At 62.2% G+C, this 13,728-nt stretch carries 19 protein-coding genes; 3 read left to right on the top strand and 16 right to left on the bottom strand.

The features are described 5' to 3' along the window. A complete protein-coding gene (gene nifD, locus ACV7JP_RS13320; protein WP_457796154.1) occupies positions 1-1,467 on the bottom strand; it encodes a nitrogenase molybdenum-iron protein alpha chain in 1,467 nt (488 codons plus the stop codon). 63 nt (positions 1,468-1,530) lie between these two features. Beyond that, positions 1,531-2,412, bottom strand: a complete 882-nt coding sequence (gene nifH / locus ACV7JP_RS13325; protein ID WP_457796155.1) for a nitrogenase iron protein — start codon at positions 2,410-2,412, stop codon at positions 1,531-1,533. 358 nt (positions 2,413-2,770) lie between these two features. On the opposite strand from nifH, the gene ACV7JP_RS13330 reads away from it, so the two are divergent. Both ACV7JP_RS13330 and ACV7JP_RS13335 read left to right on the top strand, forming a co-directional pair. Continuing rightward, complete coding sequence (locus ACV7JP_RS13330; RefSeq protein ID WP_457796156.1) at positions 2,771-3,208, top strand: response regulator; 438 nt, start codon at positions 2,771-2,773, stop codon at positions 3,206-3,208. A 17-nt stretch (positions 3,209-3,225) separates the two neighbouring features. After that, positions 3,226-3,645 (top strand): group III truncated hemoglobin, encoded by a 420-nt coding sequence (locus ACV7JP_RS13335; protein WP_457796157.1) that lies wholly within the window; start codon positions 3,226-3,228, stop codon positions 3,643-3,645. Positions 3,646-3,860: 215 nt separating this feature from the next. On the opposite strand, the gene ACV7JP_RS13340 is transcribed toward ACV7JP_RS13335, so the two are convergent. From ACV7JP_RS13340 to nifB, 14 genes are all read right to left on the bottom strand, one after another. Continuing rightward, a complete protein-coding gene (locus ACV7JP_RS13340; protein ID WP_457796158.1) occupies positions 3,861-4,193 on the bottom strand; it encodes a (2Fe-2S) ferredoxin domain-containing protein in 333 nt (110 codons plus the stop codon). Between the two features lie 20 nt (positions 4,194-4,213). Then, positions 4,214-5,098: an SIR2 family protein gene (locus ACV7JP_RS13345; protein ID WP_457796159.1), complete on the bottom strand. Its 885-nt coding sequence runs from the start codon at positions 5,096-5,098 to the stop codon at positions 4,214-4,216. A 37-nt stretch (positions 5,099-5,135) separates the two neighbouring features. Continuing rightward, positions 5,136-5,348 (bottom strand): hypothetical protein, encoded by a 213-nt coding sequence (locus tag ACV7JP_RS13350; RefSeq protein WP_457796160.1) that lies wholly within the window; start codon positions 5,346-5,348, stop codon positions 5,136-5,138. Positions 5,349-5,367: 19 nt separating this feature from the next. After that, complete coding sequence (locus ACV7JP_RS13355) at positions 5,368-5,673, bottom strand: 2Fe-2S iron-sulfur cluster-binding protein (RefSeq protein ID WP_457796161.1); 306 nt, start codon at positions 5,671-5,673, stop codon at positions 5,368-5,370. 34 nt (positions 5,674-5,707) lie between these two features. After that, positions 5,708-6,859: a DegT/DnrJ/EryC1/StrS family aminotransferase gene (locus tag ACV7JP_RS13360; protein WP_457796162.1), complete on the bottom strand. Its 1,152-nt coding sequence runs from the start codon at positions 6,857-6,859 to the stop codon at positions 5,708-5,710. Continuing rightward, positions 6,856-7,128, bottom strand: a complete 273-nt coding sequence (locus ACV7JP_RS13365) for a hypothetical protein (RefSeq protein WP_457796163.1) — start codon at positions 7,126-7,128, stop codon at positions 6,856-6,858. The genes ACV7JP_RS13360 and ACV7JP_RS13365 overlap by 4 nt, the downstream gene beginning before the upstream one ends. 1 nt (position 7,129) lies before the next feature. After that, positions 7,130-7,333, bottom strand: a complete 204-nt coding sequence (nifT, locus tag ACV7JP_RS13370) for a putative nitrogen fixation protein NifT (protein ID WP_457799087.1) — start codon at positions 7,331-7,333, stop codon at positions 7,130-7,132. A 47-nt stretch (positions 7,334-7,380) separates the two neighbouring features. Continuing rightward, on the bottom strand, positions 7,381-7,614 hold the full coding sequence (locus ACV7JP_RS13375; protein ID WP_457796164.1) for a nitrogen fixation protein NifZ: 234 nt from the start codon (positions 7,612-7,614) through the stop codon (positions 7,381-7,383). Continuing rightward, complete coding sequence (locus ACV7JP_RS13380) at positions 7,614-7,907, bottom strand: nitrogen fixation protein NifZ (protein ID WP_457796165.1); 294 nt, start codon at positions 7,905-7,907, stop codon at positions 7,614-7,616. The genes ACV7JP_RS13375 and ACV7JP_RS13380 overlap by 1 nt, the downstream gene beginning before the upstream one ends. After that, positions 7,904-8,704, bottom strand: coding sequence for a 4Fe4S-binding leucine-rich repeat protein (locus tag ACV7JP_RS13385; RefSeq protein ID WP_457796166.1), 801 nt, complete (start codon positions 8,702-8,704; stop codon positions 7,904-7,906). The genes ACV7JP_RS13380 and ACV7JP_RS13385 overlap by 4 nt, the downstream gene beginning before the upstream one ends. Next, on the bottom strand, positions 8,694-9,233 hold the full coding sequence (locus ACV7JP_RS13390) for a hypothetical protein (protein ID WP_457796167.1): 540 nt from the start codon (positions 9,231-9,233) through the stop codon (positions 8,694-8,696). The genes ACV7JP_RS13385 and ACV7JP_RS13390 overlap by 11 nt, the downstream gene beginning before the upstream one ends. A gap of 9 nt (positions 9,234-9,242) precedes the next feature. Continuing rightward, positions 9,243-9,584, bottom strand: coding sequence for a HesB/IscA family protein (locus ACV7JP_RS13395; RefSeq protein WP_457796168.1), 342 nt, complete (start codon positions 9,582-9,584; stop codon positions 9,243-9,245). After that, positions 9,585-9,809, bottom strand: a complete 225-nt coding sequence (locus tag ACV7JP_RS13400) for a 4Fe-4S dicluster domain-containing protein (protein WP_442754127.1) — start codon at positions 9,807-9,809, stop codon at positions 9,585-9,587. A gap of 111 nt (positions 9,810-9,920) precedes the next feature. Continuing rightward, the gene (nifB, locus tag ACV7JP_RS13405; protein WP_457796169.1) at positions 9,921-11,489 is read right to left on the bottom strand and encodes a nitrogenase cofactor biosynthesis protein NifB; all 1,569 of its coding nucleotides are present in this window, start codon (positions 11,487-11,489) and stop codon (positions 9,921-9,923) included. A 435-nt stretch (positions 11,490-11,924) separates the two neighbouring features. Here nifB and nifA point away from each other — a divergent pair, with 435 nt between their 5' ends. Next, the gene (gene nifA, locus ACV7JP_RS13410) at positions 11,925-13,652 is read left to right on the top strand and encodes a nif-specific transcriptional activator NifA (RefSeq protein WP_457796170.1); all 1,728 of its coding nucleotides are present in this window, start codon (positions 11,925-11,927) and stop codon (positions 13,650-13,652) included. Positions 13,653-13,728 lie beyond the last annotated feature (76 nt).

A 13,728-nucleotide genomic window follows, 5' to 3' on the forward strand; every position in this document is an offset into this window, starting at 1 on the left:
TCAGGCCGCCCAGGGGGCCTTGGCCATCTTCCAGACCGGCGCGTTGATCGCCATGTCCATGTCGCGCGCGAAGATCGCGAAGCCGTCATAGCCGTGATAGGGGCCGGAATAGTCCCAGCTATGCATCTGACGGAAAGGCACGCCCATCTTCTGGAAGACGTATTTTTCCTTGATGCCCGAGCCGACCAGATCCGGCTGGATCTTCTCGACGAACTTCTCGAACTCATAGCCCGTGACGTCGTCGTAGATCAGCGTGCCGTCCTTCACGTAATGGGTCGTGCGCTGATAGTCGTCATTGTGACCAAACTCATAGCCCGTTCCGACGACTTCCATGCCGAGGTCCTCGTAGGCGCCAATGACGTGGCGCGGACGCAGGCCGCCGACATAGAGCATGACCTTCTTGCCCTCGAGACGCGGGCGGTATTTCGCGATGACGGCGTCCATAAGCGGACGATATTTCGCGATGACGCGCTCGGCGCCTTCCTTGATCTTGTCGTCGAAGTGCGAAGCGATCTTGCGCAGCGACTCCTCGATCTTGGACGGGCCGAAGAAGTTATACTCGCACCACGGAATCCCGTACTTCTCTTCCATGTGGCGGGAGATGTAGTTCATCGAGCGGTAGCAGTGCAGGACGTTGAGCTTCGCCTTCGGCGTCGCCTCAAGCTCCGCGATGGTGCCGTCGCCGGACCACTGCGCCACGACGCGCAGGCCCATCTCTTCGAGCAGAATGCGCGAAGACCAGGCGTCGCCGCCAATATTGTAGTCGCCGATGATCGCGACGTCATAGGGCGACGACTCGAAACGCGCCGGCTTGCCTTCGGCCTTGTCGAAGACCCAGTCGCGGATCGCGTCATTGGCGATGTGGTGGCCGAGCGACTGCGACACGCCGCGGAAACCTTCGCAGCGAACCGGAACGATGGTCTTGCCTTCGTATTCTTTCGACTTCGCCTTGGAGACCGCCTCGATATCGTCGCCGATGAGGCCGATCGGGCATTCCGACTGGACAGAGATGCCCTTGTTCAGCGGGAACAGGTCCTGGATTTCGTCGATGATCTTGGCGAGCTTCTTGTCGCCGCCGAACACGATGTCCTTCTCCTGGAAGTCGGAGGTGAACTGCATCGTGCCGAAAGTGTCGATGCCGGTCGTGCCGATATAATAGTTGCGGCGCGACGCCCAGCTATACTGGCCGCAGCCGACCGGGCCGTGGGAGATGTGGATCATGTCCTTGATCGGACCCCACACCACGCCTTTCGAGCCGGCATAGGCGCAGCCACGAATGGTCATGACGCCCGGAATGGACTTGATGTTCGACTTGACGCCGCAATCCGGCTTACCGTCCTCGAAGTTGCCGAGGTGCTTGGCGCGACGCTTGGCGGTCTTCTCCGGATAGGCCTTCAGGACTTCCTGAATGAGCTCCTTATTGCGGGCCTTGATGTCTTCGATGGATTCAGCTTGCGCCACACTCATGACGGAGGCCTTTCATGGTCGGGTTGTAGGCCCGGCCCTGGAGAGGGCCGGGCGGTTGTCGAATTAGGCGACGTTGAGTTCCGCGGCGGTCTTGCCGACCTCGGACTCGTCGACAGCCTTCATGATGCCGTGCTCCATGAGCAGGTCCTCGAGCTCGTCCATCGTGATGGGCGTCGGGATCGTGCCGTTGCCGGCATTGCCGTCGACGCGCTGCGCGAGATTGCGGTAATGGCCGGCCTGCTGAGATTCCGGGGCGTATTCGATGACCGTCATGCGGCGCAGCTCGGCGTGCTGAACGATATTGTCGCGCGGCACGAAGTAGATCAGCTTGGAGCCGAGCTTCTTGGCGAGGGACTCGGCAAGCTCGAGCTCCTTGTCGGTCTGGCGCTCGTTGCAGACCAGCCCGCCCAGGCGCACGCCGCCGGAGTTCGCATACTTCAAAATGCCCTTGGAGATGTTGTTGGCCGCATACATGGCCATCATCTCGCCGGACATGACGATGTAGATTTCCTGCGCCTTGTTCTCACGGATCGGCATGGCGAAGCCGCCGCAGACCACGTCGCCGAGCACGTCGTAGGAGACGTAGTCGACGCCTTCGTAAGCGCCGTTCTCCTCGAGGAAGTTGATCGAGGTGATGACGCCGCGGCCGGCGCAGCCCACGCCCGGCTCCGGACCGCCGGACTCGACGCAGCGGATGTCCTGATAGCCGACCTTCATCACGTCTTCGATCTCGAGGTCCTCGACCGAGCCGGCTTCAGCGGCGAGCGACAGGATGGTGTCCTGAGCCTTGGCGTGAAGAATGAGACGGGTGGAGTCGGCCTTGGGATCGCAGCCAACGATGAGGATCTTCTTGCCCATCTCGGCGAGCGCCGCGAGGGTGTTCTGGGAGGTCGTCGATTTGCCGATGCCACCCTTGCCGTAGAAAGCGATCTGTCGAAGCGACATTGCATTCTCCTTGATTGGACCGTTAGATTGTCGGCGCGCGCCACACGCGAGCCCGAGCTTTCTTCACTTTGCGACGAGGCGCGGGCGACCGGAGCGTTCCCAAGAGACCAATTGAACCGGCAGCCAAAAGCCTTGCGAGCCCTGTTGCGCAAAGGGCGTGCCAAGGACGTGAAATCTAACAAAAGCTTTATAAATCATGTATTTATAGGTTTAGTCCGCCGCAGGGATGACGTGTGTCAAAGCCGACAGTCATGTTCGCAACCGAACTGACTCTGGAATCGGTCCAAAAAGCCGGGGCAGCGGACGGCATGTCGCTTGCTTCTTCGTCCGTTGGTGACAATGGGAGCGAGGCGAAGAGATGCAGATCGGCGTCGAGATGTCCAAAGCGCTGGAGAACAAACGGGTGTTCATTGTCGATGACAATGAGATCATCCGCGCCGCGCTGCAGTTCATGCTGCATGACGAGTTCGAGGCGCATGAAGTCGCGAGCTCGGCGGCGGCCGTGGAAAAGGCGAAGACGCAGCCGCCGGATCTGATCATCCTTTCGGAGAGCCTGCCGAAGGCGGAGGGTCTGGAGCTCTTCGGCAAGCTTAAGGAATCCTCGCCCAAGGTGAAAATCCTCGTCGTCGTCGAGCCGGCGAATACGGCCTATGGCAAGGAATGCGTCGCCGCGGGCGCGAACGGCTTTCTGGCCAAGCCGCTCAAGATCGAGTTCGTCCGTCAGAAGGCCGACGCGATGCTCGGCCGCAGCTCCGGCGGGGTGACAATTCCGCTCACGGTGCTCAATGTAAAGTAAATTACGAGGAGGCGGAGATGGAAGCGGCGGTCATGGAAGCGAGCGCGCAGGATGAGGCGGCCGAGGCGGCGATACGCGCCTGCGTAAGGCGCTTCTATGAGAAGGGCGATGCGGACGCGATGCTCGGCCCGATCTTCGCCAAATCCATCCCTGAGCTGGAGCCGCATCTGGAAATCGTTTCGAATTTCTGGTCGCATGCGCTTCTCGGCACGACGCGCTATCAGGGAACGCCTTTCGGCGTTCACGTCAATCTGCCGATCGAAGTCGAACATTTCAGCCGCTGGCTGTCGCTGTTCAAGGAAGCCGCGACCGAGACGCTGCCGGAGTCGCTCGCCGCCGCGGCGATCGCTCGCGCGGAGCATATGACCCAGTGCTTCCAATCCGGACTGTTCCCCTTCAAGGACGCCGAAGGCCGGCCTTCCAAGGTTCCAGGCTGAGATTGGAAACGAACAAAAAAGCCGCCGGATTTGTGTGTCCGGCGGCTTTTGTCCGCCTTCGCGTCGCGCTCATACCGGTTTGATTCATTCTGGCGCACCGTCATTGCGAGCGGAGCGAAGCAATCCAGAGCCGTGATGACGCCCCTGGATTGCTTCGCCTTTGGCTTGCAATGACGTCGTGAGCATTGTCGCAATGCGATCAGGCGGAAGCCGTATCAGAGCTGCGGGACGATGATGAGCCGCTCCACCGGCTTTCCGTCGACGAAATGCGACTGGATGATTTCATCGATGTCGGCTTCCGTACGCGGCGTATACCAGACGCCCTGCGGATAGACGACCATGAGCGGGCCCGCGCGGCAGAATCCCAGGCAGCCGGTCGCCGTGACCGAAACGTCGGGCATGGGCTGCGCATTGAGCCTGGTCTGCAGGCGATCCCATAGCGGTTTGGCGCCGGCGCTCATGCAGCTTCCGCGCGGATGTCCCGGGGGGCGCTGCTGGAAGCAGGTGAATGCGTGATATTTGAAGACTTGCGGAAGCTCCTCGATCATTCTCTTTCTTTCCGGGATCTTTATTCGGCCGCGGCGGCGAATTTGGTTTCGGTCAGCGCCGCAGTGAAATCGGCGAGGCTCGCCTCGATGCGCTGGATGTTCTGCTCGCGCAGAAATTTCTCTTCGTTCTTCGTGAGCGCTCCGTCGATCACCGCCCAATGCTTGTCGGACGAGCGCTTCATGATCTGACGGGCGAAGCTGCGCTCGAGCTGGTTGGTGAAGCGGCAGCCGAGGAAAAGGAAGCTTCTGCCCTTGCGGATCGTCTGAACCGAATCCGGGATCGGCGTCTGGATGTCGATCTCCGTCAGGACTTCGACATAGTCGGAGTCGGAGACGATGAAATTCGACGCCGGCCAGACCGAGCCCAGCGGCTCATAGACCAGCGTGCGCCATGAAAGCGTTTCCTCGGGCGCTTCCGCGGGCGCCTTGGCGCCGGAGCCGTCGCGAATGAACGTCTTGGTCGGAACGGCCGAGCCGTCCGGACGGAACCAGTTCACCCAATCGCCGAAATGCTCGCTTTGCGTCACGCCCTGAACGAGGCCCCAATCGGCGCGGGCGCCGAAGGCCTTCACGACGAGATCGTCGTACCAGGCGTGAACGACGAGCGGCAATTGCGTTTGACTTGCGATCCACGCATGGAAGGCGCCCGGCGCGCATTGATGGGAGAAGGCCTTCGCCATCAGGCAGGTGAGCGTCTTCCGATGCTTGAAGTTCTCGATATATTGCGAGGCCGCCGTGAGATTGTTGCGAATCTTGTGCGGCACCGTGGCGCCGGCGACAAGATCCTGCACCAGTTTTTCGGGAAGCGACGGAGGAGCCGCCTCCCCGAGAAGGCCGGTGACGCCCGGCCCCAGATAAGGAACGACGTCGCCTTGACGAAAGGCAGTCACAATTTCACCGATCATTCGCTCAATCCTTTCGCCAAGCGGCTGACGCAATGCCTCACTGCAGAACGGCGGCTTTCAGCGCCTCGACGTCCGCGGACGCGATGCGGAACACGCCGCGGCCGCCCGTCAGCGCCTGGAACGCGTTGCCCGCCTTGTCCGAAAGCTTCTTGAACCATTGCTCGGGCGTCAGGCTCGTCGGGCGCTCCTGAATTTCGAGCACGCTGCCGTCATTGTTGAAACGGACGTGAATGAGAATCGTGTCGGTCATTTTTGTCTCCTTTGTCGGATCAGAAGCCGGAGTCGAAGCCCAGCAACTCCACCGTTACATTTTCGGCGCCGAGCGTCGCCTGGCAGGCGAGACGCGATTTGGAGCCGACGCCGACAATGGTGTCGAGCTTCTCATTCTCGATGCGCGTCGTCTTGGAGAGACTCTTCCTGCCCTCCTGCACGAAGACGTGGCACTGGCCGCATTTCGCTTCGCCGCCGCATTTGCTGACGATCGGCTCGCCCGCCGCGAGAATGGCGTCGAGCAGACGGCTGCCCGTCGTCGCTTCGACCGTCTTGCCCGAAGGAAGAATGGTGACTGTCGGCATAGTTTGACTCCTTGTGTGAAAGGCCACGCGGCCGTTAGAGATAGATGGCGGTTCCCGCGCCGATATTGATCGAGGCGTCCTTCATCGTTCCGACGATGAAGGCGACCTGATCTTCCGTAAGATGCGCGTGGAAGGGGAGGGCGACGGCGCGGTCCGCGACCTTCTCCGTCACGAAGAAGTCGCCGCGCCGATAGCCGAGGTCGAAATAATGACGCTGCAGATGCAGCGGCGTCGAATAGGCGGTCGCTTCGATCTTTTCCTGGCGCAGATCGTCGACGATCGCGTCGCGGCTCGAGCGCGAGAAGCGCGTGCCGAGATGCACGACGTAAAGGAACCAATGGACCTGATCGACGTCGGGCGCGATATAGGGGTCCTTGATGCCCTCGAAGGAGCGAACATATTCCAGGAACCAGCGCTCGACGCGCTTGCGTCGCGCGAGCAGCAGCTCCAGCCGGCGCAATTGCGCGAGCCCGAGCGCCGCGACGATGTCGCTCAATGTCGCTTGCAGCGGCGCCCAGGCGCCGAGCACGACGGAGGAGCGCTCTTCGACCTTGCGGCTGCGGAGGCGCCGCAGCATGGCGGCCGTGTCGTCATTGTCCGTGACGATCATGGCGCCTTCCCCGCAGACGAGGGCGCCGGGCTGCGAGAAGTCGAAGACGGCGCAATCGCCGAACGTCCCGACAAGCTTGCCCTTGTAGACGGAGCCGATCGCTTCCGTCGAATCCTCGAGAAGCGCGAGATTATGCTCGGCGGCGAGGGCGCGCAGCGCCTCCCAGGGCGCCGGATGGCCATTGGCGTTGGCGGCGAGGATCGCGCGGGTCTTGTCGGTGACGGCCTTGCGGGCCTTTTCCGGATCGAGCGTGCCGGCCCAATAATCGATGTCCGCGAAGACGGGCTTCGCGCCCGCGAGCGTGACCGCGTGCGCCGTTTCGCGGAAGGAATAGGACGACGTCACGATCTCGTCGCCGGGTCCGATTCCGAGCGCGCGCAGGACCAGCAGCAGGGCGATCGCGCCGCTCGACGTGGCGACGGCGTGCTTGCGTCCGAGATAGCGCGCGAATTCCTCCTCGAAGGCTTCGACCGTCTCGCCTTGCGAGAGTCTCTGGCCCTGAAGAATTTCGATGACCGCTTCGAGATCGCTTTGCGCGAGATCCGGATCGTTGAGCGGCAGGAACGTCGTCTTCATGCTGCGCCTCCATTGGGGGCGAGCGCGACGCCCGTCGCGCAGGCCGGATCCTGAGTGATCTTCCAGCAGTGGTCGCGTCCGTCGACGAGATAGAGCGAGCACTTTTCATAGACGCGGAACGGCGTCTCGTCCCGCATGTCGATCGCATCGCAGCGCGTCACCATCAGGCCCGGCGCAAGCTGGCGAATGGCCGCGAGCGTCTGCGAGCTGGCGTCGGCCGTCGCGAGCGCCGCGTCCATTTGCGTGACCTGCGCAGGGGCGATGGTCATGTCACTCTCCGCCGATCTTCTTGGCTTCGACGGTGATGGGCAACGTGGTTCCCGCCGCCATTTCCGGAAGCTGCAACACCCAGCCATTGGCGAGCGTGACCGAGCCGCCCCACATGTCAGGGTTCTGCACGGAGACGATCGGCTCCTCGAGATCCTTTTTGGGGACATAGGCCGAGAGGATGCCTTCCGAGTCTCTGCGGATCATGACTTTCACGTTGCGCCTCTTTCTTTGGCCGGTTGCAAAAAGGATATTCAGGCGGGCTCGATCTCGTCCTCGAGACAGCCGATGACGAGTTGCGGAGAGAACTCGACGAGATAGACGGCGGTTTCCGTTTCAACATGTATGCCAACATTGACGATCTCGCCGGTGTCGCCGGTCTTCACGAGCAATTCGTCGTCGGCGCGGTCGGGATAGGAGCCGTCATTGACGAGGTCGGTCGTGGCGCGCACGCGCATGCCCCAGTCGAATTTCGCGGGTCCGCTCATTAGTCCTCCTCCTCGCCCGACACATTGACCATCTCCAGCTCCTTGCGCTTCATGCCAACGCGGTTGCCGGTCGACTCGAATTCGACGCCGTAGATGTAGAATTGCTGGAGAAAGGTGCCGATATTGACGACAAAGCCTTCCTCTCCCTTCTTCACGAGGATTTCCCCGACGTCCTTGCCGGGGAAGGTGCCGTCATTCCGGATGGTGCGCTTGGCGCGCACGCGATCGCCATAATCGAAATAAGGCGGGCCATCGAGCTCGACGTGATCGCTGTCTCGGCTGATATTGGTCATGAATCGCTCCGCGTTTGTGCGACGATGACATTTGAGGGCGGCTCGATGCGCGCATCCTTGAAGCGATCGCGCGCGCATTCGCGCACCAGCGGGTCCTCATCCGCAACCAGCGGCCCAACGACCTCGACATCGGCGCGTTGCGCCACTTCGTAGCGAATGCGCCAATCGGCGTCCTTGATCAGGGCTTTCAGATCCGCCGGCGCCAGCCGCTTGGCGGCTTCGAGACGCACGACGGGATCGCTGTCCTTCGAAAGCCGCATCAGCGCGGCGCGCTCGATCCGGCTCGCCACGATGCGGCGCACGCCCGCGTCGGCGTCGTTGATCATCAGCACAAGCAAATCGGGCGACAGCTTCTTTGCGACGGCCTGGCGCACCGCATAGTCCTCGTCCTTCATCATCGGAAGGAGGTCGGGGCCTTCAAGCCGGCCGGCGATGCGGATGCGGACCTCGCGATGGGGATCGTTGCGAAGCCGGAGAATGTAGCGGCGCGGAAGGCGCCGCGCTGCGCTCCAGCGGACCGCTTCTTCAGGATCGTCCAGCATGGCCGGCAGAAGAAAGATTTCCGCGGCCTTGGCGGCGCAGGCGCGAACCTCGAAATAATCATGCGCGACGTAATCGCGCGCGAGATCGGGGTTCCAGTCGAAGAAGCGGTCGATGCGCCGCGCATAGCGGTCATGCACGCAGGCGCGCAAAGGCTTGCATTTTTCCTGGACGAGCCTGTCCGCATGCGCGCATGCGGCGCAATCGACGGCGTCGCCACGCCAGTCGATCGCCTCGTCGATGTCGTCAGTCGACATCTTCTTCTTGCCCCCTGCGCTCGAGAACGCCGAGCAGAACCTTCGCGCCGATCTTGTCGGCGGGGTCGAGCTGCAGGAGCTTGTCGATCGCTTCCGCGCTTTCGTCGAAATCGCCGAGGCGCATGCTCAGATAAGCATAGCCCTTGAGCGAGAACATGAAGAAGCGGGGCAGAACGGCGTCATAGTCGCCAAAGGCCGCGTCTTCCGGCATGACCTGGCGCCAGTCGAGCGGCAGCGAATTGTCGATCGCGGCGCGGGTGAGGCAGGATTCCGCGACGCGCAGGCATTCCTTGAGGCGGCCCTTGTAGAAATAGAAGCGGTAAAGGCCGATGAGCGTGGCGGGATGGGTTGGCGCGAGAAGACGCGCCTCCGTCAGATAGCGCAGCGCGACGTCGTCCTGATCATAGGACAGAGCCGCGGCGTGCAAAAGGCGCTCGGCTTCCTCGGGAAGACCTTCCCCGAGGATGACGGAAGCGAGAAAATCCTGCTCCGCCGCCACGCCATTTCGCACCGCCGCGTCACGCGTCATGTCACGCCCTCACGCCGTTTCCTCGAAGGCGGGGGCGTCGGTCGTCTTGCAACCGCAGCCCGTCGCCTTGGGGTCGATGAAGACGAAGCCCGTGGAAGTCGCCGTCTCCTTGAAATCGATCGTCACGCCGTCGAGCAGCAGGCGGCTCTGCGCGGGCAGGAACAGCTTGAACTGCGGATGCGCATAGACCTGCTCGCCTTCCTTCGGCGCGGGCTCGACGGAAAACTCCGCCGACATGCCCGAGCAGCCGCCCGGCGATACGAGAAGACGAAGGCCGTGGCCCGGTCCGCCGTCAAACATGACGAGGCGGCGGATGAACTTCTCCGCCGCGGGAGTGAATTCGATCTTCATTTAGGCGCTCGGCTGATAGCGAGGATAGGAGGTGTCGATGACGCAGGTATTGTCCACCGGGCAGACGGCGACGCATTGCGGCACGTCGAAATAGCCGATGCACTCCGTGCACTTCTTCGGATTGATGACGAAGGTGCCGTTCTTCTCGGAAATCGCGACATTCGGGCATTCCGCCTCGCAGGCGGAGCACGACGTGCACTGAGAGGCGACGATCTTGTAGGTCATGGTTCAGCTCCTTTGCTGGGCTTCGGAGCAGGTCCCGAAAGAGTCGGCGGACTTTTTCGAGAACCTGCTCCGCGTTCTGAAGAGGCGCGATCCTGTCGATCGGGAAGCGCGCTACGCGTTCACGGGAACGAAAGCGCCCTGACGAATGTCGGCGTCGCCGCGCGTGACATGGTCGATCTCGCCGCTCTTCACCTTGGCGAGATAGTCCTTGAAGTAGGAGATCGCCGACTGCTCGATGAACTCGTAGGCGTATTGATCGACGGGATCGATGCCCGCCTTGATCAGATCGTCCTTCGGGCAATGGCCGATCTTGGCGACGAAGACCGCCGTGCAGTCATTGATCGCGCGGATGACCGTTTCGAGCGCGTCTTCCTCGCCATAGCCGCCCTGGCAGTAGAGATCGACGCGGCGGTGGCCGACGAATTTCGCGCCGGCGCTCGAGAGTTCGTAGATCTGGAACTCGTTGGCGTGGCCGAAATGCTCGTTGATGCGGCCCGAGCCCTTGGTCGCGACGGCGACGAGGATCTTGAGATCCGCGTTCTCCCCGGCAAGGGTTTCGAGCTCGGCGTTACGCGCGGCGACCTTCGCCATGCGCTCTTCCTCGACCTTCTCCTGATAGGCCTGGCGCGCGGAGAGGTCGTAATTGACGTCCATCTCCATGATCTTGTCGGTGGTGAACTCCGCGCTGCGGTCCTCGCCGAGCAGGCCCACCGCGTCGGCGCGGCACTGGCGGCAGTGGCGCATCATGTTCATCTCGCCTTCGCAACTGTCCTGCAGCGCCTTCAGCTCCTGCGCGGAGGGGCCGCGCTGGCCGTTGAGGCCGAAGACCGTGCCGTGCTCGGGCGACGAGATGAGCGGCATGATGTTGTGCAGGAAGGCGCCGCGCGACTTCACTTCGCGGTTCACCGTCACGAGGTGATCGTCGTTGATGCCGGGGATCATCACCGAGTTGACCTTGCAGAGGATGCCGTTCGCCGTCAGCATCTCGAGGCCCTGCAACTGCCGATCCGTGAGGATCTTCGCGGCTTCCTTGCCGGTGACGCGCTTATGCTTCCAGAACACCCAGGGGTAGATTTCCGCGCCGATGTCCGGATCCGTCATATTGATCGTGATCGTGACGTGGTCGACGTTGAACTTCTTGATGGTCTCGACATGGTCGGGAAGGGCGAGGCCATTGGTCGACAGACAGAGCTTGATGTCGGGCGCCGCCTCGGAAATCAGCTCGAAGGTCTTGAAGGTCTTGCCCGGATTGGCGAGCGGATCGCCGGGGCCGGCAATGCCGAGCACCGTCATCTGCGGAATGGCGGAAGCGACGGCGAGAACCTTCTTCGCGGCCTGCTCGGGCGTCAGCTTCTCGGAGACGACGCCGGGGCGCGATTCATTGGCGCAGTCATATTTGCGGTTACAGTAGTTGCACTGAATGTTGCACGCGGGCGCGACGGCGACATGCATGCGCGCATAGTGATGATGCGCCTCTTCACTGTAGCAAGGGTGGTTCTTGACCTTTTCCCAAATCTCCTGAGGCATGTCGCCGGCGCCGGCGCCGGAGCCGCAACTTGCCTTGCCGCTGCCGCCGGATGTGCCGCATCCTTTGTGCTCGGCGATCTTCTGCATGATGTCGTCGAGCTGCGGCGACGCCGGTTCAGCCTCATAAGTGTCGAAGGAGCGAGAGTCGTCCATTTCATCAACCTCTCAGGCTTTGTTGTTGGACCCCGCGAGAAGGGTGTCTGGAACAATTCCAATGTCGGCCGCCGACGTTGGCAGTCGGACCGCAACAAGCGTGCCATGGGCGAGGCGTTGATCTAACATGCTGAAAATACGTATGATTTTTGGATCGCATCGGGGCGTCTGCGGGCGCGGCGGCTTGTCGCAAAGCCGTCGGAGGTATGTTCGCAAGGCGACATTCGAAGAGGTTGATTTACGTCATCCGAGAAAGGCGCCGGAGGATTCGGCGCCAAAGCCAAAATCGCGTCATTTCAATTGTTCTTATAGTAATTCTAAGGAAGCGGGTTCGCCGCAAAAGCCTGAAGTTCCGGGATTTCCGACGGATTCTTCCACTTGGCGCGTCATTTGCTTATGACCCCTGCAAAGCAACGCCTGTCATGAGGCTCCCACATGGGTCTTGAACTCGGCGGCTCCGTTAGCGCCCCGCCGCCGCCTCGCGCGGTGGTCTCCGGCGAAACCGCGCTGGTCGGCATCTACGAAATCTCGAAACTTCTCGCGTCGGCCAATCGGCTTGAAAATGTCCTCGCGGGCGTTCTGACGCTGTTGTCGAGCTTCCTCGACATGCGGCACGGCCTGATCGCGATCCTCGACGCAAAAGGGGCGCCGGAGGTGGTTGTCGGCTCCGGATGGAGCGAAGGCGCCGCGAAGGTGTTCTTCGACCGGCTGCCCGAACGCGCCGTCGGTCAGATCGTCGCGACGAAAATGCCGGTCGTCGTCGAGGACGTCGCCGCCTCGCCGCTCTTCGAAGGCATGGATCTGTCGGGCTGGGGACCGGAAGACGGCCAGTCCTTCTCCATGATCGGCGTGCCGATCAAGGATGGCGACATGGTCGTCGGCACTTTGACGGTCGATCGCGCGCGCAACCATCGCTCTTCGGTTCTCTTCGACCACGACGTGCGCTTTCTGACGATGATCGCCAATCTCGTCGGTCAGACGCTGCGGCTGCATAAGCTCATCGCGCGCGACCGCGAGCGGCTGATGCAGGAAAGCGCCTGGCGCGAGAAGGCGGCGGTTCCGCCGGAAGTGAAGGCCGAGGGGCTGAAGGGCATTGTCGGCGACAGCCCGGCCGTGCGCGCCGTCGTGGAGAAGATCCGCATCGTCGCCAAGGCGAAGTCCACCGTTCTGCTGCGCGGCGAGTCGGGCACCGGCAAGGAGCTCTTCGCGGCCGCCATTCACGATCAGTCGCCCCGCCGCAACAAGCCCTTCGTGAAGCTCAATTGCGCGGCGCTGCCCGAAAGCGTGCTGGAATCGGAGCTGTTCGGCCACGAACGCGGGGCTTTCACCGGCGCGGCCAATATGCGCAAGGGTCGTTTCGAGCTTGCCGACGGCGGCACGCTGTTCCTCGACGAGATCGGCGAGATCACGCCGGCCTTCCAGGCCAAGCTCCTCCGCGTTCTGCAGGAGGGCGAATTCGAGCGCGTCGGCGGAACGAGGACGCTGAAGGTCGACGTTCGTCTCGTCTGCGCGACGAACCGCAATCTCGAGGAGGCCGTGCAAAAGGGCGAGTTCCGCGCCGACCTCTATTATCGCATCAGCGTCGTGCCGATCTTTTTGCCGCCGCTGCGCGATCGCAAGGGCGATCTCGAGCTTCTCGCGAACGAGTTCCTGCGCCGGTTCAACACGGAGCAGGGCGGCAAGCTGAGATTCTCGGATTCCGCGATGTCCGTGCTCAACGAATGCGGATTCCCCGGCAATATTCGCGAGCTGGAGAACTGCATCTATCGAACGGCGACGCTCGCGCATGGCGACATCATCGTCGACAAGGATTTCTCCTGCCGCAAGGACGGCTGTCTTTCCGCCATTCTATGGAGCGGCTCGTCATCGAAATGGCCCTCGGGCACGACGCCTTTGCCGATCGTCGCTCCGCAGGCGGCGCGGCCGCCGGCGCCGGCGCCGGCGCATGTCGAGCCCGGCCCGCCGGTTGTCGGAGAAGCCTGCCCGGGAGCCGAAAACTGCACGGTCATCGAGAAGGATCCGCGCACGGATTACGAGAAGCTCATCGACGCCATGGAGCGCGCGGGCTGGGTCAAGGCGAAGGCCGCGCGCCTGCTCGGATTGACTCCGCGCCAGATCGGCTATGCGCTGCAGAAGCATGGCATCGAGGTGAAGAAGTTTTAGAGCGCGCGCCGAAAAGGCGGAAGCCGGCCTTTGCGGAAAGCGCGCTCTAGATTGGCGGGCCGATCACTTTTGCGCG

It is taken from the genome of Methylocystis sp. S23 (assembly GCF_054106005.1).